This is a genomic window from Limnohabitans sp. 2KL-3 (assembly GCF_001269405.1).
In the GTDB taxonomy this organism is placed as follows: Bacteria; Pseudomonadota; Gammaproteobacteria; order Burkholderiales; family Burkholderiaceae_C; genus Limnohabitans_A.
On record NZ_CXON01000001.1, the window covers coordinates 113,318 to 132,695 of the forward strand.

Here is a 19,378-nt window from a genome sequence, read left to right on the forward strand (position 1 = left end):
TCACTTCAGCGCACCATTTCTGCACTCAGTCGCAACTGGCTTGCGACTTGCAAATTCCAATCGGCTTGGTTGCCTGCTGCAATTTGAAAGGGACGGGGAAGCTGTGATACGTCCAACTTGAATCGGTACAGAACATATTGCCGGGCCTCTGGGTTGAGTTCACTGGCGTCCGCCACTTTCCAATGGCTTTGCCTTTGTATAACGCCCAGCGCCTCGTTGAGACTTTCAAAATTTTGCGAAATGCTACCCGCCAAACTTGTGACGGAAAATGGTTCTGACGACACATTCAATCTCCAGCGCCGGGTCAAAGGCTGGAAAGCCAGACGGTAATAGCGTGTGACAACACCCACTTTTCGATCAAACCAGTACCAACGATCACGCATCAATTCAGCCTCGGCCATGAAGTGAACTGCGAGGCCTTTGACCAAGGCATCTTCTACAACAGGGCCTAACTCTAACTTCAACTGTGCATTCAAAACCAACACATTGTCTTGCCGGTTTGCTCTCAAATTCACCAATTCAAGGGTTGCACTTTGCCCCCAAGCTTGGCTCAGGGCCAAGAAACAAGCGCCCACCAAACATCCCGTTCGAATCCAAAATTCAAACCCGACGTTTTTCCAACAGTGCGTAATAAAACCCATCATGTTCACCCAATGCATTGTGCTTGAATGGAAGGCCCTCAGGGACTTGTCCGGGTATCAAATGACCTGGTGATGGGTGCAATTGGGCATCAGTGTTGTGCTGAAGAAACGCTTGGATGCTTCCATCGCCTTCTGCCTTGAATATAGAACAGGTGCAATAAAGTAACTTTCCACCAGGAGTCAATAAAGGCCATAGGGCTTGAAGGATTTGTCTTTGGATGCCCGCAAGTTGCGCACTGTCTGTCGCGCGGCGCAACCAGCGCACATCGGGGTGCCGCCTTACCACACCCGAGGCAGTGCACGGCGCGTCCAGCAAAATGGCATCGAATGGAACGCCATCCCACCAATCTGCTGTCCGCATTGCATCGCCTGTGATGACCTTGGCGTGAACACCTGTGCGTGTCAAATTTTGCTCAATACGCTCAGCACGATGGGAATCCACGTCCAATGCCCAGACTTGCGCGTTTTCCAGCAGCTCCAACAAATGTCCTGTTTTCCCACCAGGTGCGGCGCAGGCATCCAGTATTCGCCAAGGGTGCTGCGTATCCATGCCATGCGTTAACAATGGGGCCGCCAATTGAGCAGCCGCGTCTTGTACAGACACGTGGCCCTGGGAAAAACCGGGCAAACGTTGCACTGGTACGGGTTTTTCCAACTGTAAACCTTGGGCACCAACGGGTTTGGACATGATCCCGACATCATTCAATTGAAGCTGATAATTCAGGACGCTTTGATGCTTGACGTTCACTCTCAAGGTCATGGGTGCGGGTCGTTGCGCCGCATCCAGAAGACTTTGCCAATGCTCGGGATAGTCTTTTTGAAGTCGCTCAATCCACCACCCCGGGTGATTCCAACGGGCCTCCAAGAACCCATCTGTCTGTTCAATCAACGCTGCTCTCTCTCGCATAAAGCGTCGCAAGCAGGCATTGATGAACCCACTTTGAGCTTTCGTGTGCCTTTGCTTTTGTGCAGCCTCAACCGTTTGATTCACCAGGGTGTGAACGGGGTATGGTGCATCTGAATCACGCCAGCACAAGGCCAAGGCTGTGCAAAGTAGCGCGTCTGCAGCCGGGGGTGGTGCCTTGGATGCCAGTTTTCCGCGCAAGGCCAGAGCTCTTCCCCATTGGCGCATGACTTGAAAGCTCAGGGCTTGAACACCAGGCCGCAACTCAGTGGCGACACTGTCTATTTGGGTCGTCAGTGATCGCCCTTCTTTGACCGCTTGAACCACCAAAGCGGTTGCCTGCAGCAAACGCCACAATGGCAAAGACTGTGCTGAGGATGACGATTGCGGCGAAGGATGGTTCATTTTGATTTTTCTTTAATTGGATGTCAGCGTTAAATCCATCCTCATCACCGGCTTGAAGTTCAAACGCTTGGCCAACCAAGATGCTGGCCTCATGCTCAAAGCATCGTTGTATGCAGCGACGGCCACATGGTATGGAATGACAGCAGCTGGCAATGTTTGCCGCATCCTGTTCAAAGCAATTTCAAGATCCGGCTGGATGGGGGCGTGGGCGGTTTGCTGCAACAACCTGATCTCTCCGACCAATTTCAAATGCTGGGAGATCACTTGCTTTTGATGGGTTTGGACCAACGGCTGCAAGCGCATCTGGGACAGAGCCTCCAGCAATCCGTCACAGGCCGCTTGTAAGAGTTCGAGTTCTTTCAGGTCGGTCTCGGTTGACAAGGATTCTCGTGCCGCCAAGCCACCTTGTAATCGCACCAACAACCTCAGCCAAACTGCATCAACACTGCTCCACTGCCTGATGACTTCCGATCGAAGACGTACCAAACGATTGTGCGCCCCCACAGACCAAAACAAAGTCAACAAGACCAATGCCCCAAAGATCAAAATACCCATGCGCACCTCTTTGTTGTCTTGCTTATGAAACAGCCCCTGACCGCGCAGCAGTACAGGGGCTGATCAGGATCATCGTTTTCACGATGATCTCAGGGCTCAGGCAGCTTCGCCAGAATCCGTGACGGCGTCCTCAGCATTTTCACCAGCCAATTCGGCAGCCTCTGCATCGGCAATGGCGCGGCGCTCAGCGTCGTCCATCGCATCTTTGACAGCACGGGCTTTGTGATAAGCCAAACCTGTACCAGCGGGGATCAAACGACCCACAATCACGTTTTCTTTCAAACCACGCAATTCATCACGCTTGCCCATGATGGCCGCTTCGGTCAGCACCCGTGTTGTTTCCTGGAAGGAAGCAGCCGAGATGAACGAATCGGTCGACAAGGAGGCCTTGGTAATGCCCAGCAACAAGTTGCTGTAGGTTGCCGGGATTTTGCCCTCGCGCTGCAATGCATCATTGGTGTTGAGCATTTCAGAGCGTTCAACCTGTTCACCAGAGATGTACGTTGAATCACCGATGTTCTCAACCACCACGCGGCGCAGCATCTGACGAACAATCACTTCGATGTGCTTGTCGTTGATCTTCACGCCTTGCAAGCGGTAAACGTCCTGCACTTCGTCGACGATGTAGCGGGCCAACTCTTCAATGCCCAGTAAGCGCAAGATGTCTTGTGGATCGGCCGGGCCATCCACAATGCTTTCGCCCTTGTTGACCACTTGGCCTTCGTGCACCAAGATGTTCTTCTCTTTGGGGATCAGTTCATCCCAGACCTTGCCTTCAGGGTCAGTGATTTGCAAGCGGACCTTGCCTTTGGTTTCCTTACCGAAAGACACGGTACCGGTGATCTCAGCCAGCATGCCTTTGTCTTTGGGCGTACGGGCTTCAAACAGCTCGGCCACACGGGGCAAACCGCCGGTGATGTCTCGGGTCTTTTGACCTTCGACGGGGATACGGGCCAGCACTTCACCAGGGCCCACATCCATGCCGTCACGCACTTGGATCAACGAGCCGATCTGGAAGCCAATGGTCACCGAGTGATCGGTGCCAGGGATCTTGACTTCTTTGCCTTGGGCATCGATCAGCTTGACCTGTGGGCGAATGACCTTGGCAGCACCACGGCGCTTGGGGTCAATGACCACCAGCGTGGACAAGCCGGTCACTTCATCCAGTTGTTTGGCCACGGTCATGCCCTCTTCCACATTCTCGAATTTCACCTGTCCAGCGAATTCGGTGATGATTGGACGGGTCAGAGGGTCCCAATTGGCCAAGATGGTGCCAGCCTTGATGGTCTGATCGGCTTTGATCGACAAGATGGCGCCGTAAGGCACCTTGTGACGCTCGCGCTCACGACCGTGCTCGGTGATGATGATTTCGCCAGAGCGTGCAATCACAACCAACTCACCCTTGGTGTTGGTCACATAACGCATGGTGGCATTGAAGCCAATGGTGCCGTTGGACTTGGCTTCCACGCTGGACGCCACAGCAGCACGCGAAGCCGCACCACCAATGTGGAAGGTACGCATCGTCAGCTGTGTGCCTGGCTCACCAATCGACTGGGCGGCGATCACACCAACGGCTTCGCCGTTGTTGACCAAACCGCCACGGCCCAGATCGCGGCCATAGCACTTGGCGCACAAACCAAAGCGTGTTTCGCAGGTCAGTGCCGTGCGCACCTTGACTTCGTCCACACCCGCCGCTTCGAGTTCATCAATCAGGTCCTCGTCAAGCATGACGCCTGCTTCGGCCAATACAGCCCGGTTTTCAGGGTGCAAGACGTCTTCAGCCACAGTACGGCCCAAAATGCGGTCGCGCAGCGATTCGATCACTTCACCGCCTTCGACGATGGCGCGCATCAGCGAGCCATCAGCAGTGCCGCAATCGAGTTCAGTGACCACCAGATCTTGGGTCACGTCCACCAGACGTCGTGTCAGGTAACCCGAGTTGGCCGTTTTCAAAGCCGTATCGGCCAGACCTTTACGAGCACCGTGGGTCGAGATGAAGTACTGCAACACGTTCAGACCCTCACGGAAGTTCGCCGTGATGGGGGTCTCGATGATGGAGCCGTCGGGCTTGGCCATCAGGCCACGCATGCCGGCCAGCTGGCGAATCTGAGCTGCAGAACCGCGCGCACCGGAGTCGGCCATCATGTAAATCGAGTTGAACGATTCCTGATCGACTTCATTGCCATGACGGTCAATGGTTTTTTCTTTGCGCAGCTGGTCCATCATCACTTTGGAGACGACGTCACCGGCCTTGCCCCAGATGTCAACGACTTTGTTGTAACGCTCACCAGCAGTCACCAGACCGGAGACGTATTGCTGCTCGATGTCTTTGACTTCCTTTTCGGCCGCTTCAATGATGGCAGGCTTCTCAGGTGGGACGAGCATGTCGTCGATACCGATGGAGATGCCAGCGCGTGTGGCCAGACGGAAACCGTTTTGCAACAGCTTGTCGGCGAACACCACGGTCTCTTTCAAGCCACACTTGCGGAAAGACGTGTTGATCAGCTTGGAAATTTCTTTCTTCTTCAGCGCCTTGTTCAAGTTGCTGAAAGGCAGGCCCTTGGGCAGGATCTCGGACAACAAGGCACGGCCGACGGTGGTTTCCACCATCGAGACAGCCGAGGTGAATTCACCGGTTGCCTTGTTTTTGGTCCACTCGGTCATGCGCACGTTGATCTTGGCAGCCAATTCAACAGCATTGGCGTCCAAAGCGCGCTGCACTTCACCAATGTCGGCAAAGATCAAGCCTTCACCTTTGGCGTTGATGCGGTCGCGGGTGGCGTAATACAGGCCCAACACCACGTCTTGCGAGGGAACAATGGAGGGCTCGCCCGATGCAGGGAACAAGATGTTGTTCGACGCGAGCATCAGTGTGCGAGCTTCCATCTGCGCTTCCACCGACAGCGGAATGTGCACAGCCATCTGGTCACCGTCGAAGTCGGCGTTGAAGGCCGCGCAAACGAGGGGATGGAGCTGAATGGCTTTGCCTTCGATCAACAAAGGCTCAAATGCCTGGATGCCCAAACGGTGCAATGTTGGCGCACGGTTGAGCATCACGGGGTGCTCTTTGATGACCTCTTCCAGAATATCCCACACCACGGGTGTGCCAGATTCAACTTCTTTCTTGGCGGCCTTGATCGTGGTGGCGATGCCCATGGCTTCGAGGCGGGCAAAGATGAAAGGCTTGAACAGCTCAATCGCCATCAGTTTGGGCAGGCCGCACTGATGGAGTTTGAGCGTTGGGCCCACGGTGATGACGGAACGACCGGAGTAGTCCACGCGCTTGCCCAGCAAGTTCTGACGGAAACGACCGCTCTTGCCTTTGATCATGTCAGCCAAGGACTTCAAGGCACGCTTGTTGGCACCGGTCATGGCCTTGCCGCGGCGGCCGTTGTCCAACAAGCTGTCCACGGCTTCTTGAAGCATGCGCTTTTCGTTACGGGCAATGATCTCAGGCGCTTTGAGTTCCAGCAAACGGCGCAGACGGCTGTTGCGGTTGATCACGCGGCGGTACAGGTCGTTCAGGTCAGAGGTCGCAAAGCGGCCGCCGTCCAGGGGCACCAGAGGACGCAGGTCCGGTGGCAACACAGGCAACACCTCGAGCACCATCCACTCGGGCTTGATGCCTGATTTCTTGAAGGCTTCAAGAACTTTCAAACGCTTGGAGTTCTTTTTGACCTTGAGTTCGGATCCGGTCAAGTCACCCCGCAAACGCTCGATTTCGCTTTCGATATCGATGCTTTGCAGCAGTTCTTTGATGCCTTCTGCACCCATCTTGGCCACGAATTCGTCGCCATACTCTTTGACTTTGGCATCGTAATCATCTTCGGACATGATGCTGAATTTTTTCAGCGGGGTCATGCCGGTGTCGGTCACCACATAGGCTTCAAAGTACAGCACGCGCTCGATGTCACGCAACGTCATGTCAAGGACCAGGCCCAAACGCGAAGGCAATGACTTCAGAAACCAGATGTGCGCGCAAGGTGCGGCCAAGTCAATGTGACCCATGCGCTCGCGACGCACTTTGGTTTGTGTGACTTCAACGCCGCACTTCTCGCAGATCACGCCGCGGTGCTTGAGGCGTTTGTACTTGCCGCACAGGCATTCGTAGTCTTTGATGGGGCCAAAAATTTTGGCGCAAAACAGACCATCGCGCTCGGGCTTGAAGGTACGGTAGTTGATGGTTTCTGGCTTTTTCACTTCGCCGAAAGACCAAGAACGGATCTTCTCGGGCGATGCCAGGCCGATGCGGATGGCATCGAAGTGGTCATCGGGCGTGAACTGCTTGAACAGGTCGAGTAGTGATTTCATGGTTTAAATCCTTTGCCTGTGAATTAAGAACGCTCGAGCTCAATGTCAAGGCCCAGCGAACGGATTTCCTTGACCAGCACGTTGAACGACTCGGGCATGCCCGCTTCAATGGAGTGTTCGCCTTTGACAATGCTTTCGTACACCTTGGTACGGCCTTGCACGTCGTCAGACTTGACGGTGAGCATTTCTTGCAGAACATAAGAAGCGCCATAGGCTTCCAGTGCCCACACTTCCATCTCACCGAAACGCTGACCACCGAACTGCGCTTTACCACCCAACGGCTGCTGTGTGACCAAGCTGTAAGGACCCGTCGAGCGTGCGTGCATCTTGTCGTCGACCAAATGGTGCAGCTTCAAGTAATGCATGTAGCCGATGGTGGTTGGCCGGTCAAAGGCGTCGCCTGTTCGGCCATCAAACAAATTCGCTTGTGTGCGTGTGGCCGTCAGACCCTTGGCCTTGGCCAAGTCATCGGGGTAAGCCAAATGCAACATGGCACGGATTTCTTCTTCTGCTGCACCGTCGAACACCGGCGTGGCAAACGGGAAACCGTCTTTCAGGTTGTTGGCCATGTCAAGTACTTCGTCATCACTCAATTGCGACAAGTCTTCTTTGCGGCCCATGCTGTTGTACAACTGCTCAAACAGCTTGCGCAGTTCGGCAACTTTTTCCATGCGTTGGGTTTCAGCTTGAAGCATGTTGCCAATGCGTTGGCCAATGCCTTTGCCTGCCCAACCCAAATGAACTTCAAGCACCTGACCCACGTTCATGCGCGAAGGCACGCCCAACGGGTTGAGCACGATGTCGGCGGGGGTGCCATCGGCCATGAAAGGCATGTCTTCGACGGGCACGATCTTGGAGACCACACCCTTGTTGCCGTGACGGCCAGCCATCTTGTCACCGGGCTGCAAGCGGCGCTTGACGGCCAAGTAAACCTTGACCATTTTGAGCACACCAGCGGGCAACTCGTCGCCTTGTGTCAGCTTCTTGCGTTTTTCTTCAAACGACAAATCGAAGCTGTGGCGGGTTTGCTCCAGCGAGTTCTTGATGGACTCGAGCTGCATGGCCACATCTTCTTCGGCGGGGCGAATGTCGAACCAATGGAACTTGTCGACCGACTCCATGTAGGCTTTGTCGAGCTTGGTCCCTTTGGACAGCTTTTGTGGGCCACCATTGGCCACGCGGCCCACCAGCAGTTTCTCGATACGGTCAAAGGCGTCCGCTTCCACGATGCGCAGCTGGTCGTTTAGGTCCAAGCGGAAACGCTTGAGTTCGTCGTCGATGATCTGCTGGGCACGCTTGTCGCGCACGATGCCTTCACGGGTGAAGACCTGCACGTCGATCACGGTGCCTTGCGAGCCCTGGTCCACGCGCAGCGAGGTGTCTTTCACATCCGATGCCTTCTCGCCGAAGATGGCGCGCAGCAGTTTCTCTTCAGGCGTGAGGGTGGTCTCGCCTTTGGGGGTGACCTTGCCGACCAGCACATCGCCGGGTTGCACTTCTGCACCCACGTAGATGATGCCGGAGTCGTCCAGGCGGCCCAGTTGCTGTTCGGACAGGTTGGGGATATCGCGCGAAATTTCTTCGGCGCCCAACTTGGTGTCACGGGCCATGACCACGAGTTCTTCGATGTGGATCGAGGTGTAGCGGTCTTCCGACACAACACGCTCAGAGATCAAGATCGAGTCTTCGAAGTTGTAACCGTTCCAGGGCATGAAGGCGATCAGCATGTTCTGACCGATGGCGATTTCGCCCAAGTCGGTCGATGCGCCGTCAGCGATCACATCCCCCTTGGCCAGCCTGTCGCCACGCTTGACGATGGGGCGCTGGTGGATGTTCGTGTTCTGGTTGGAGCGCTGGTACTTGATCAGGTTGTAGATGTCCACACCCACTTCGCCGGCCAAAGCTTCAGCGTCGTTCACGCGGATCACGATGCGGGTTGCGTCCACATAGTCGACGATGCCGCCACGGGTTGCGGTGACCACGGTGCCGGAGTCGACCGCTGCAACGCGTTCGATGCCGGTGCCCACCATGGGCTTTTCAGGACGCAACACAGGCACGGCCTGACGCGACATGTTGGCACCCATCAAAGCGCGGTTGGCGTCATCATGCTCGAGGAACGGCACCAAAGAGGCCGCCACCGAAACGATCTGCGCTGGCGACACGTCCATGTACTGGATGCGCTCGGCACCACACAGGATGGATTCACCCTTTTCACGCGCAGACACCAGGTCACCGGTCAGCTTGCCGTCTTTGTCCAAAGTGGCGTTGGCCTGGGCGATGACGTACTTGCCTTCTTCAATGGCCGACAGGTAGTCGATGTCCATCGTGACTTTGCCTTCCACCACGCGGCGGTAAGGAGTTTCGATGAAACCGTACTCGTTCAGACGGGCGTACAGGGCCAATGAGTTGATCAGACCAATGTTTGGGCCTTCTGGTGTTTCAATGGGGCAGACGCGACCGTAATGGGTCACGTGCACGTCTCGCACTTCAAAGCCAGCACGTTCGCGGGTCAGACCACCTGGGCCAAGGGCCGACACGCGGCGCTTGTGGGTGATCTCGGCCAGCGGGTTGGTCTGGTCCATGAACTGCGACAGCTGGGATGCACCAAAGAACTCTTTCAAGGCCGCAGAAATCGGCTTGGAGTTGATCAGGTCATGCGGCATGAGCGGCTCTTGCTCGGCCTGGCCCAAACGTTCTTTGACGGCTTTTTCGATGCGTGCCAAACCTGTGCGGTACTGGTTTTCGGCCAATTCACCCACGCAACGCACGCGGCGGTTACCCAAGTGGTCGATGTCATCGACTTCACCGTTGCCGTTGCGCAAGTCCACCAAAATCTTGACGACAGCCAAGATGTCTTCGTTGGTCAAGACCATGGGGCCTGTGGAGTCTGGACGACCGACACGGGCGTTGAACTTCATGCGACCCACACGCGACAAGTCGTAAGTGTCGGGGTTGTAAAACAAGCGCTGGAACAGGGCTTGCACTGCGTCTTCTGTTGGTGGTTCGCCAGGACGCATCATGCGGTAGATCGCCACGCGTGCGGCGAACTCGTCGACGGTTTCGTCGATGCGCAGGGTCTGCGAAATGTAAGCGCCCTGATCCAACTCGTTGGTGTAGATGCAAGGGAGGTCTTGGATACCCGATGTGCGCAGCTTTTTCAGCAGCGCTTCGGTCAACTCTTCGTTGGCCTTGGCGATGATCTCGCCAGTGTCTGCTTCGACAATGCTGCGTGCAACCACGCGACCCAACAGGTAGTCTTCTGGCACGCTGATGTGCGTGGTGCCCGATTGCTCGAGTTCACGGGTGTGACGCACGGTGATGCGCTTGTCTTTGGCCACCACCACTTTGCCGGACTTGTCGGTGATGTCAAAACGGGCGACTTCGCCACGCAGACGCTCAGCCACAAATTCCATCTGGGCACCGTTATCCATCAGACGGAAATTGTCATTGACGAAGAAGTTGGCCAGGATCGACTCAGGGTTCAGGCCGATGGCCTTGAGCAAGATCGACACCGGCATTTTGCGGCGACGATCAACCCGGAAATACAGAATGTCCTTCGGATCGAATTCAAAGTCGAGCCAAGAACCGCGATAAGGAATGATGCGGGCCGAAAACAACAACTTGCCCGAGCTGTGGGTCTTGCCCTTGTCGTGTTCAAAGAACACGCCAGGAGAACGGTGCAACTGGGACACGATCACGCGTTCAGTACCGTTGATGATGAAAGAACCTTTGTCGGTCATCAAAGGCACTTCGCCCATATAGACTTCTTGCTCTTTGACTTCTTTCACAATTTTTGATTGTGATGTCGACGTTTCACGGTCATAAATGATGAGCTGTACCCGGGCCCGAACGGCTGAAGAGAAGGTCAGTCCACGTGTCTGGCATTCACGCACATCAAATGCAGGTTTGGCCAAGTTGTACTCAACAAACTTCATTTCCACAAATCCATTGTGCGAAACAATGGGAAATGCTGATTCAAAGGCTGCTTGCAAGCCTTCGTGGGTTCGTTTGGATGAGACCACACCTGCTTGAAGGAAAGACGTGTAAGCGTCTTTTTGCATCTGGAGCAGGTAGGGAACTTCGAGCACGCTTTCGCGGCTGCCGAAACTTTTGCGGATTCGCTTGCGTTCGGTATAGGAATAGGCCATGAGATCTCCGGGCTTGATCTTTCAGAACTGTGTATTGGTGGCACTTTTCAGTACCCACAAAGGGCTTGGCGGCTGGCCACTACCAGCGTTGGCGGACGATTGCGCATTGCACGCAACCCGTACCAAGGGTTTTCTGCAGTCGGGTCAGAAAACACTGGAAAGCAGACTATTGAAATCAACTTTCCGGTGTTTCAACAAAACACTGGAAAGCAGACTGTTGAAATCTACTTTCCGGTGTTCATTTTTTAGATACTCGAGCGCCAATGTTTAAAAACGTTGCATTGATTCAGAATTACTTGACTTTGAATCAACTCCTGACTTGATGAACAAAAAATGGGTTCTTTTTGCTCTATTTTTCAGGTCCTCTTCAAGTACCAAAGGCTGGAGGTCCTCACGGACACTCCAGCCTTGGAAAGTCACTGAATTACTTGAGTTCGGCTTTGGCGCCTGCGTCTTCCAGCTTCTTCTTGGCGGCTTCAGCGTCTGCCTTAGGCAAAGCTTCTTTGACCGCTTTAGGAGCGCCATCCACCAGGTCTTTGGCTTCTTTCAAGCCCAAACCTGTGATTTCACGCACAGCTTTAATCACGGACACTTTGTTCGCACCAGCTTCGAGCAACACAACGTTGAACTCAGTCTTCTCTTCAGCCACGGCTGCAGCAGCGCCGCCTGCAGCTGGAGCAGCCATAGCGGCAGCGCTCACACCAAATTTCTCTTCGATGGCTTTCACCAAGTCGTTGAGTTCCATGACCGTCATGCTGTCGAGCGCGGTCAAAAATGCGTCTTTATCGAATGCCATTTTTATTTCCTAACAATTGGTTAAATACGAAAACTGGCCTTAAGCGGCAACAGCTTCGCCTTCGCCTTTTTTGGCCGCCAAAGCACCCAACACCACTGCGGTGCGAGACATCGGCGACATCAACAAGCCACACAACTGAGCCAACAACACTTCTTTCGAAGGAATGCTTGCCAATTGCTTCACGCCGTTCACATCCAAGACTTTGCCTGCAAATGCACCTGCACGAATCACCAACTTGTCGTTGGTTTTCGCGAAGTCAGCTACCACTTTTGCGGCAGCCACTGCATCTTCAGAGAAGCCATAGATCAGCGGACCGGTCATCTGGTCGGCGACAACTTCAAACTGCGTACCTGTCACAGCACGGCGAGCCAAAGTGTTTTTCAACACTGTCAGCGAAACGCCGAGGCTGCGAGCTTTGACGCGCAGGTTGGTCATGTCAGCGACCGTGATACCACGGTATTCCGCCATCACAAGCGTTTGAGCTTTAGCGGCGAGGTCGGTCACTTCGGAAATGACCGCTTCTTTCTCACTGCGATTCAGACTCAAGGTCTACTCCTTTATATGTGTTTTTCGGGTCACCCCTTGAACACGCCTATTTGCAGCGACCAACTGTTCAGGATCTTCATCCATCTGCAGCGGGATCGCCATCTGCGTTGGCCCAAACAGACAAGCTAACTTGTTTGTTTGTTGATTAAGCACATCTGCGTGTGCACCAACGGTCTTGGATGGCCTGCAGCTCTTTTGCAAAGAGTGCAGCCCACCACATTGAGCAGGCTTGTCAGCCCACTCAAATTTTTATCGCAATCAAGCTGCGATGGATTGTGTGTCAACGCGAACGCCCACACCCATGGTCGAAGACACGGCCACTTTGCGCAGGTAAACACCCTTGCTCGTGGCTGGCTTGGCTTTCACCAAAGCTTCGATCAAGGCAGCCAAGTTGCCTTGCAACTTGTCATTCTCGAAAGAACGGCGACCAATGGTGCCGTGGACAATACCGGCTTTGTCAACACGGAACTGGACTTGACCAGCCTTTGCGTTGCGCACAGCAGTCGCCACATCTGGGGTTACGGTGCCGACTTTGGGGTTAGGCATCAAGCCGCGTGGGCCCAGGATTTGACCCAAAGTACCCACAACGCGCATGGCGTCAGGGGCAGCAATCACCACATCGAAAGGCATGTCGCCAGCTTTTACGCGGGCAGCCAAGTCGTCCATGCCGACCACATCAGCACCAGCGGCTTTGGCTTCTTCAGCCTTGGCGCCTTGTGCGAACACAGCAACGCGGGCGGTTTTGCCCGTGCCGTTAGGCAACACGACAGCACCACGAACCACTTGATCAGACTTCTTGGCATCAATGCCGAGTTGCACAGCCACGTCGATGGACTCATCGAACTTGGCATTGGCGCAATCTTTCACGATCACCAAGGCATCGGCCAAGGGGTACAGCTTGTTGCTGTCCACTTTGCCGACAAAGGCTTTTTGTTTTTTAGTGAGCTTGGACATTTACACGCCCTCCACATTCACGCCCATGGAACGGGCAGTACCAGCGATGGTGCGAACGGCTGCGTCCATGTCGGCGGCAGTCAGATCTTTCATCTTGGTTTTGGCGATTTCTTCCAGCTGAGCACGGGTGATCTTGCCGACTTTTTCCAAGCCTGGCTTGGTCGAGGCCTTGTCAATCTTGATGGACTTCTTGATCAAAGTGGCCGCTGGTGGCGTTTTGATGATGAAGGTGAAGGACTTGTCTGCAAACGCAGTGATCACCACTGGCAATGGCAGACCTGGCTCGACGCCTTGGGTCTGGGCGTTGAACGCCTTGCAGAATTCCATGATGTTCAAACCACGCTGACCCAGTGCTGGACCGATGGGTGGTGATGGATTGGCTTTACCAGCTGGCACTTGCAGCTTGATGAAGCCGACGATTTTTTTCGCCATGCTTTTCTCCTTGCGGGTATTAACGCTTAGGTATTAAAACCTTCAGCTTCCCGGGGTTAACGACTCTTCAACTCAATTTGGCACCGAGTCGGTTCATGCCAAACCTTTTCTCATTTAGGTTTTTTCGACCTGACTGAATTCCAATTCAACGGGTGTCGCTCTTCCAAAAATCGTCACAGAAACACGCATCTTATTGCGTTCGTAATTGACTTCTTCGACGGTCCCATTGAAATCTGTGAAGGGGCCCTCTTTGACCCGAATGTATTCACCGACCTCAAATTCAACTTTATGACGTGGCTTATCTGTGCCCTCTTGCATTTGACTGACAATTTTGGCTACATCTGCTTCTGATATGGGTGCCGGTCTGTTTTTAGCGCCGCCCACAAATCCTGTCACTTTGTTGGTATGTTTGACCAAATGCCATGTTTCATCGTCCATGACCATTTCAACCAAGACATAACCAGGAAAAAACTTGCGCTCAGTTGTTCTTTTTTGGCCATTTTTAACTTCGACCACTTCTTCTGTAGGCACCAAGATTCGGCCAAACTTGGTTTCCATTCCTGAACGTGCAATTCGTTCAACAATGTTGCGCTCTACCGCTTTTTCCATGCCGGAGTAAGCATGAACCACATACCATTTCAAGTCTGGGTTGGTGGACGATCCCGCCATTGGCGCATTCACTACGACATCGTTCATTATTTTTTCCACCCAAGAATCAAATCGTAAAAAACCCATTCCAGGGTTTTGTCTGTTAGCCAAAGAAACAAGGCCATCACAACGACAAAAGCAAACACATAAGCCGTGATCTGCAGGGCTTCTTTACGCTCAGGCCAAACCACTTTTTTGACCTCACGAACAGCATCGCGACTGAATCCAATCAGCCTCCGACCCATTTCACTGGTCAAGAACACGGCCAATGCTGCAGACAAGCTGACCAGCAAAACTGCCCACTGTACCCAAACACCTTGTTTTGAGAGCATGTAAAAGCCAACCAGGGCCGCGATCACCAGCGACACAGCCAATGCCAATCGCATTTTGTCGCCAGCAGCACTCACAGTTTGAACTTCGGACGTTGCCATACGGGCTTTTACCTTTGTTGCACCTCCAATGCAGAGGCGTCTCTTAAGACAATGAAGCCCGCTAGGTTCTAGCGGGCTTGTTATCCACCTTGTTTCAGGTGGCAGGGGCAGTAGGAATCGAACCTACAACCTTCGGTTTTGGAGACCGACGCTCTGCCAATTGAGCTATACCCCTACTTGAAACTCTTTAAGCGATGATCTTGGCAACAACGCCAGCGCCAACGGTGCGGCCGCCTTCGCGGATGGCGAAGCGCAAGCCTTCTTCCATCGCAATGGGGTTGATCAACTTCACAGTGATCGACACGTTGTCACCCGGCATCACCATCTCTTTGCCTTCTGGCAATTCGATCGCGCCGGTCACGTCCGTCGTACGGAAGTAGAACTGAGGACGGTAGTTGTTGAAGAAAGGCGTGTGACGGCCACCTTCGTCTTTGGACAAGACATAGATCTCGCCCGTGAAGTGGGTGTGGGGCTTGATCGAGCCGGGCTTGCACAGCACTTGGCCGCGCTCGACGTCTTCGCGCTTGGTGCCGCGCAACAAGATACCGACGTTGTCACCGGCTTGACCTTGGTCGAGCAACTTGCGGAACATCTCAACGCCTGTGCAAGTGGTCTTGACGGTGTCTTTGATACCGACGATTTCGATTTCTTCGCCGACTTTGACGATACCGCGCTCGATACGGCCAGTCACCACAGTGCCGCGACCGGAGATGGAGAACACGTCTTCCACGGGCATCAAGAATGCACCGTCCACTGCGCGGTCAGGCGTAGGGATGTAAGTGTCCAAAGCGTCAGCCAACTTCATGATGGCTTGCTCGCCCAGAGGGCCCTTGTCGCCTTCCAGAGCCAGCTTGGCGGAACCTTGGACGATGGGGGTGTCGTCGCCTGGGAAGTCGTACTTGGACAACAACTCGCGAACTTCCATCTCGACCAGTTCCAACAACTCAGCGTCGTCGACCATGTCGCACTTGTTCAGGAACACGATGATGTAAGGCACGCCCACTTGACGGGCCAACAGGATGTGCTCGCGGGTCTGAGGCATAGGGCCGTCAGCAGCGGAGCAAACCAAAATAGCGCCGTCCATCTGGGCAGCACCGGTGATCATGTTCTTCACATAGTCAGCGTGGCCGGGGCAGTCCACGTGGGCGTAGTGACGGTTTTCCGTTTCGTACTCAACGTGAGCGGTGTTGATCGTGATACCACGAGCCTTCTCTTCGGGCGCCGCGTCGATCTGGTCGTACGCTTTGGCAGCACCGCCGAACTTGGCAGCCAACACGGTGGTGATGGCGGCAGTCAGGGTGGTTTTGCCGTGGTCAACGTGACCGATGGTACCCACGTTCACGTGGGGCTTGGTCCGTTCGAATTTCTCTTTTGCCATTTCTTCGACTCCGAAAAGTAGTGGTCAACAACCAAGACAGAGGGCGTGCAACTCACGTCACACGCCCAAAAACTGGTGCCCTTGGCGGGAATCGGACCCGCGACCTCTCCCTTACCAAGGGAGTGCTCTACCACTGAGCCACAAGGGCGAATTACTTCTTGCAAACTGTCATCGAATGACTGGAGCGGGAAACGGGAATCGAACCCGTGTCATTAGCTTGGAAGGCTAAGGTTCTACCATTAAACTACTCCCGCATTGTTTGTGCTGCATGAGTGGCTGCAACACCAATGCTTGGACAGCATTTCCAATGACTCTGATCATCCGGCTTTAGGCCAGTTTGCTGGTGGAGGAGACTGGATTCGAACCAGTGTAGGCGTAAGCCAACAGATTTACAGTCTGCCCCCTTTAGCCACTCGGGCACCCCTCCTGAAGCAAGCCTTGAATTATGCCATCTTTTCTACGACTTCTCAACAACCTGCCTAATTTTTTCACCAAATGATGGTTTTCCCACCCATAGATCCCAAAAAATCGTTTGTCATTGCAAAGTGATTGCAGCCCAAAAAAGGGGTCGGTGGCCGATTGGCAGACAATGGGGACGGATGATGCGCGCTCAACACCAAATGCTGTCCGCCCTCGATCAATCCATCTATCAACTGTTTTTTTTCTTGCGCGTGAGCACCCCACAACATAAACACCAAGGGCTGCGTGTTTTGCGCTGCTGCTTTTAGCAGGGCGTCGGTCAATGCCTCCCACCCCCACCGGGCATGACTGGCTGCCTGTCCTGCCTCAACGGTCAGGCATGTGTTAAGCAGCAAAACCCCTTGCTGTGCCCACCGCACCAATGAACCATCCCTCGCAATGGGAACACCGAGGCTCTGTTGCAGTTCTTTGAATATGTTGCGCAAACTCGGCGGAACTTTCACACCAGGCTGTACAGAAAATGCCAGACCCTCAGCCTGTCCGGGCCCATGGTAAGGGTCTTGCCCCAAGATCACCACGCGTACCTGCTTCAATGGCGTCAATGCCAAAGCACGCAAAGGCTCTGGTGGATAGATGACTTTTCTTTCACTCAAGGCCTGATTCAAACGTTTGGACAACGCCGCACCCGTCGCGGATGCCAAAAAATCCTCAAGCAAAGGTCTCCAGCCCTCATCCAAGGCTTGCAGATCGGGCGGCCACTGAGCCAAGCAGCTCCCTGGCTCATCTTCCTTCCCGAAAGCAAAAGCTTGCTGACTTTGACCGTCAAGCATCAGGCAAAGAGTTTCGCCAGTGCTTCGCCGGGCTCACGGGCACGCATGAAAGCCTCACCCACCAAGAAGGCGTTAACTTGGGCCTCGCGCATGCGCCTGACATCTTCCGGGCTTTGAATCCCGCTTTCGGTGACCAGCAAGCGGTCGGCTGGCACATCGGGCAACATGTCCAGCGTGGTCTGCAGGGACACCTCGAAGGTTTTCAGGTTGCGGTTGTTGATGCCGACCAGACGTGTTTTCAGCTTGAGGGCGCGCTCCAGCTCGGCTTTGTCGTGCACCTCCACCAGCACCGCCATGTCCAGGCTGCGGGCCACCGCCTCCATCTCGGCCATGTGGGCATCGTCCAGGCAGGCGGCGATGAGCAAAATGGCGTCAGCCCCCATGGCCCGAGCCTCGTACACCTGGTAGGCATCGATCATGAAATCCTTGCGCAGCACCGGCAGGTCGCAACTGGCACGAGCTTGTTTGAGGTAATCCACGCTGCCCTGAAAGAACTGCTTGTCCGTCAAGACCGACAGACAAGCCGCGCCGAATTCGGCGTAGCTTTGGGCGATGTCGGCCGGAATGAAGTCGGCCCGCAACACGCCTTTGGACGGGCTGGCCTTCTTGATTTCGGCGATCACAGCCGCTTGGCCTGCGGCGACCTTGGCACGCATCGCGCCTTCGAAGTCACGGGTCAGCACGCGGCTTTCGGCATCGGCGCGCACCACGGCCAGCGATTTTTGCTTCAAGGCTGCTGCCACTTCTTCGCGTTTGACCGCGACGATTTTGTCCAGGATGTCACTCATGATTTTCTTTCTGTGCGGGCTCAGTGGCACCGTTTTTCAATATGCGAACAAAGACGCGGTGCATCACCCAGGCCATGACCACAAACAAGGCCGACACCCCTAAAGCGATCCAGGCGCCCTCGTCCCGCCACATGGCTCAAGCCGCCTTCTGGCCAAAGGCCACAAACTGCGCCAGCTTGGCTTTGGCCGCGCCCGACTCGACGGCCACACGCGCACGGGCCAAACCATCGGCGATGCTGCTGGCCACATTGGCCGCGTACAAGGCAGCGCCCGCATTGATCATGACGATGTCCCGCGCCGCGCCGGGCTCATTGTCCAGCACGCCACGCAGCATGGCCATGGATTGCTCAGGTGTGTCCACTTTCAGGGCCCGGTTGCTGGCCATGGTCAGGCCGAAGTCTTCCGGGTGAATTTCATATTCGGTGATCTGGCCGTTTTTGAGTTCGCCCACCAAAGTGGCCGCGCCCAAGCTGATTTCATCCATGCCGTCGCGCCCGTACACCACCAACGCATGCTCGGCCCCCAAGCGCTGCAGGGCACGCACCTGAATGCCCACAAGGTCGGAGTGGAACACCCCCATCAGGATGTTCGGAGCGCTGGCTGGGTTGGTCAATGGACCCAAAATGTTGAACATCGTGCGCACACCCAGCTCCTTGCGCACCGGGGCCACGTTTTTCATGGCCGGGTGGTGGTTGGGTGCGAACATGAAGCCGATGCCCACCTCTTGGATCGACCGCGCGATCTGCTCGGGCGACAGGTGAATGTTGCCACCCAGGGCTTCGACCACGTCGGCGCTGCCCGATTTGCTGCTGACGCTGCGCCCACCGTGTTTGGCCGTTTTGGCCCCGGCGGCAGCGGCCACAAACATGGCGCAAGTCGAGATGTTGAAGGTGTGGGCCCCATCGCCTCCTGTGCCCACAATGTCCACGAGGTGTGTGGGGTCGGCCACATGCACTTTGGTTGAGAACTCGCGCATGACTTGCGCGGCTGCGGTGATTTCGCCAATGGTTTCTTTTTTCACGCGCAGGCCGGTGACGAGCGCGGCGGTCATGACGGGCGTCAGCTCGCCGTTCATGATCATGCGCATGAGGTGGAGCATTTCGTCGTGAAAAATCTCGCGGTGCTCGATGGTGCGTTGAAGCGCTTCCTGAGGGGTGATGGGCATGGTCGTTTCCTGTCGGATGATGGAGA

15 protein-coding genes and 4 tRNA genes are annotated in these 19,378 nt (G+C 54.9%); all 19 read right to left on the reverse strand.

Annotated elements, in window-relative coordinates; translation table 11 throughout:
- Window positions 1-5: 5 nt before the first annotated feature.
- On the reverse strand, window positions 6-644 hold the full coding sequence (locus tag AMM41_RS00415) for a DUF4390 domain-containing protein (RefSeq protein ID WP_228769057.1): 639 nt from the start codon (window positions 642-644) through the stop codon (window positions 6-8).
- Complete coding sequence (gene rsmB, locus AMM41_RS00420) at window positions 601-1,950, reverse strand: 16S rRNA (cytosine(967)-C(5))-methyltransferase RsmB (RefSeq protein WP_089951838.1); 1,350 nt, start codon at window positions 1,948-1,950, stop codon at window positions 601-603. The genes AMM41_RS00415 and rsmB overlap by 44 nt, the downstream gene beginning before the upstream one ends.
- A gap of 12 nt (window positions 1,951-1,962) precedes the next feature.
- On the reverse strand, window positions 1,963-2,505 hold the full coding sequence (locus AMM41_RS00425; protein ID WP_089951841.1) for a LemA family protein: 543 nt from the start codon (window positions 2,503-2,505) through the stop codon (window positions 1,963-1,965).
- A 96-nt stretch (window positions 2,506-2,601) separates the two neighbouring features.
- The gene (rpoC, locus tag AMM41_RS00430; protein WP_089951847.1) at window positions 2,602-6,816 is read right to left on the reverse strand and encodes a DNA-directed RNA polymerase subunit beta'; all 4,215 of its coding nucleotides are present in this window, start codon (window positions 6,814-6,816) and stop codon (window positions 2,602-2,604) included.
- 23 nt (window positions 6,817-6,839) lie between these two features.
- Window positions 6,840-10,964, reverse strand: a complete 4,125-nt coding sequence (gene rpoB, locus AMM41_RS00435; protein WP_089951848.1) for a DNA-directed RNA polymerase subunit beta — start codon at window positions 10,962-10,964, stop codon at window positions 6,840-6,842.
- A gap of 424 nt (window positions 10,965-11,388) precedes the next feature.
- Window positions 11,389-11,760: a 50S ribosomal protein L7/L12 gene (gene rplL / locus AMM41_RS00440; RefSeq protein ID WP_089951849.1), complete on the reverse strand. Its 372-nt coding sequence runs from the start codon at window positions 11,758-11,760 to the stop codon at window positions 11,389-11,391.
- A gap of 39 nt (window positions 11,761-11,799) precedes the next feature.
- Entirely contained in the window at window positions 11,800-12,306 is a 507-nt protein-coding gene (gene rplJ, locus AMM41_RS00445) for a 50S ribosomal protein L10 (RefSeq protein ID WP_089951853.1), read from the reverse strand.
- Window positions 12,307-12,564: 258 nt separating this feature from the next.
- Window positions 12,565-13,260: a 50S ribosomal protein L1 gene (rplA, locus tag AMM41_RS00450; RefSeq protein ID WP_089951855.1), complete on the reverse strand. Its 696-nt coding sequence runs from the start codon at window positions 13,258-13,260 to the stop codon at window positions 12,565-12,567.
- Complete coding sequence (rplK, locus tag AMM41_RS00455) at window positions 13,261-13,692, reverse strand: 50S ribosomal protein L11 (RefSeq protein WP_019430860.1); 432 nt, start codon at window positions 13,690-13,692, stop codon at window positions 13,261-13,263.
- A gap of 114 nt (window positions 13,693-13,806) precedes the next feature.
- Entirely contained in the window at window positions 13,807-14,388 is a 582-nt protein-coding gene (gene nusG, locus AMM41_RS00460; RefSeq protein WP_089951868.1) for a transcription termination/antitermination protein NusG, read from the reverse strand.
- On the reverse strand, window positions 14,388-14,771 hold the full coding sequence (gene secE, locus AMM41_RS00465) for a preprotein translocase subunit SecE (protein WP_089951870.1): 384 nt from the start codon (window positions 14,769-14,771) through the stop codon (window positions 14,388-14,390). Before secE ends, nusG begins: the two co-directional genes overlap by 1 nt.
- A gap of 99 nt (window positions 14,772-14,870) precedes the next feature.
- Window positions 14,871-14,946 (reverse strand) — tRNA-Trp (locus AMM41_RS00470).
- Between the two features lie 12 nt (window positions 14,947-14,958).
- Entirely contained in the window at window positions 14,959-16,149 is a 1,191-nt protein-coding gene (tuf, locus tag AMM41_RS00475) for an elongation factor Tu (RefSeq protein ID WP_089951874.1), read from the reverse strand.
- Window positions 16,150-16,222: 73 nt separating this feature from the next.
- Window positions 16,223-16,297 (reverse strand) — tRNA-Thr (locus tag AMM41_RS00480).
- A 32-nt stretch (window positions 16,298-16,329) separates the two neighbouring features.
- A tRNA-Gly gene (locus tag AMM41_RS00485) sits at window positions 16,330-16,403 on the reverse strand.
- 87 nt (window positions 16,404-16,490) lie between these two features.
- A tRNA-Tyr gene (locus AMM41_RS00490) sits at window positions 16,491-16,576 on the reverse strand.
- Between the two features lie 61 nt (window positions 16,577-16,637).
- On the reverse strand, window positions 16,638-17,399 hold the full coding sequence (locus tag AMM41_RS00495) for a uracil-DNA glycosylase (protein WP_089951876.1): 762 nt from the start codon (window positions 17,397-17,399) through the stop codon (window positions 16,638-16,640).
- Complete coding sequence (gene trpC / locus AMM41_RS00500) at window positions 17,399-18,187, reverse strand: indole-3-glycerol phosphate synthase TrpC (RefSeq protein WP_089951877.1); 789 nt, start codon at window positions 18,185-18,187, stop codon at window positions 17,399-17,401. The genes AMM41_RS00495 and trpC overlap by 1 nt, the downstream gene beginning before the upstream one ends.
- Window positions 18,188-18,323: 136 nt before the next feature.
- Window positions 18,324-19,352, reverse strand: a complete 1,029-nt coding sequence (gene trpD / locus AMM41_RS00505) for an anthranilate phosphoribosyltransferase (protein WP_089951880.1) — start codon at window positions 19,350-19,352, stop codon at window positions 18,324-18,326.
- Window positions 19,353-19,378: the final 26 nt, after the last annotated feature.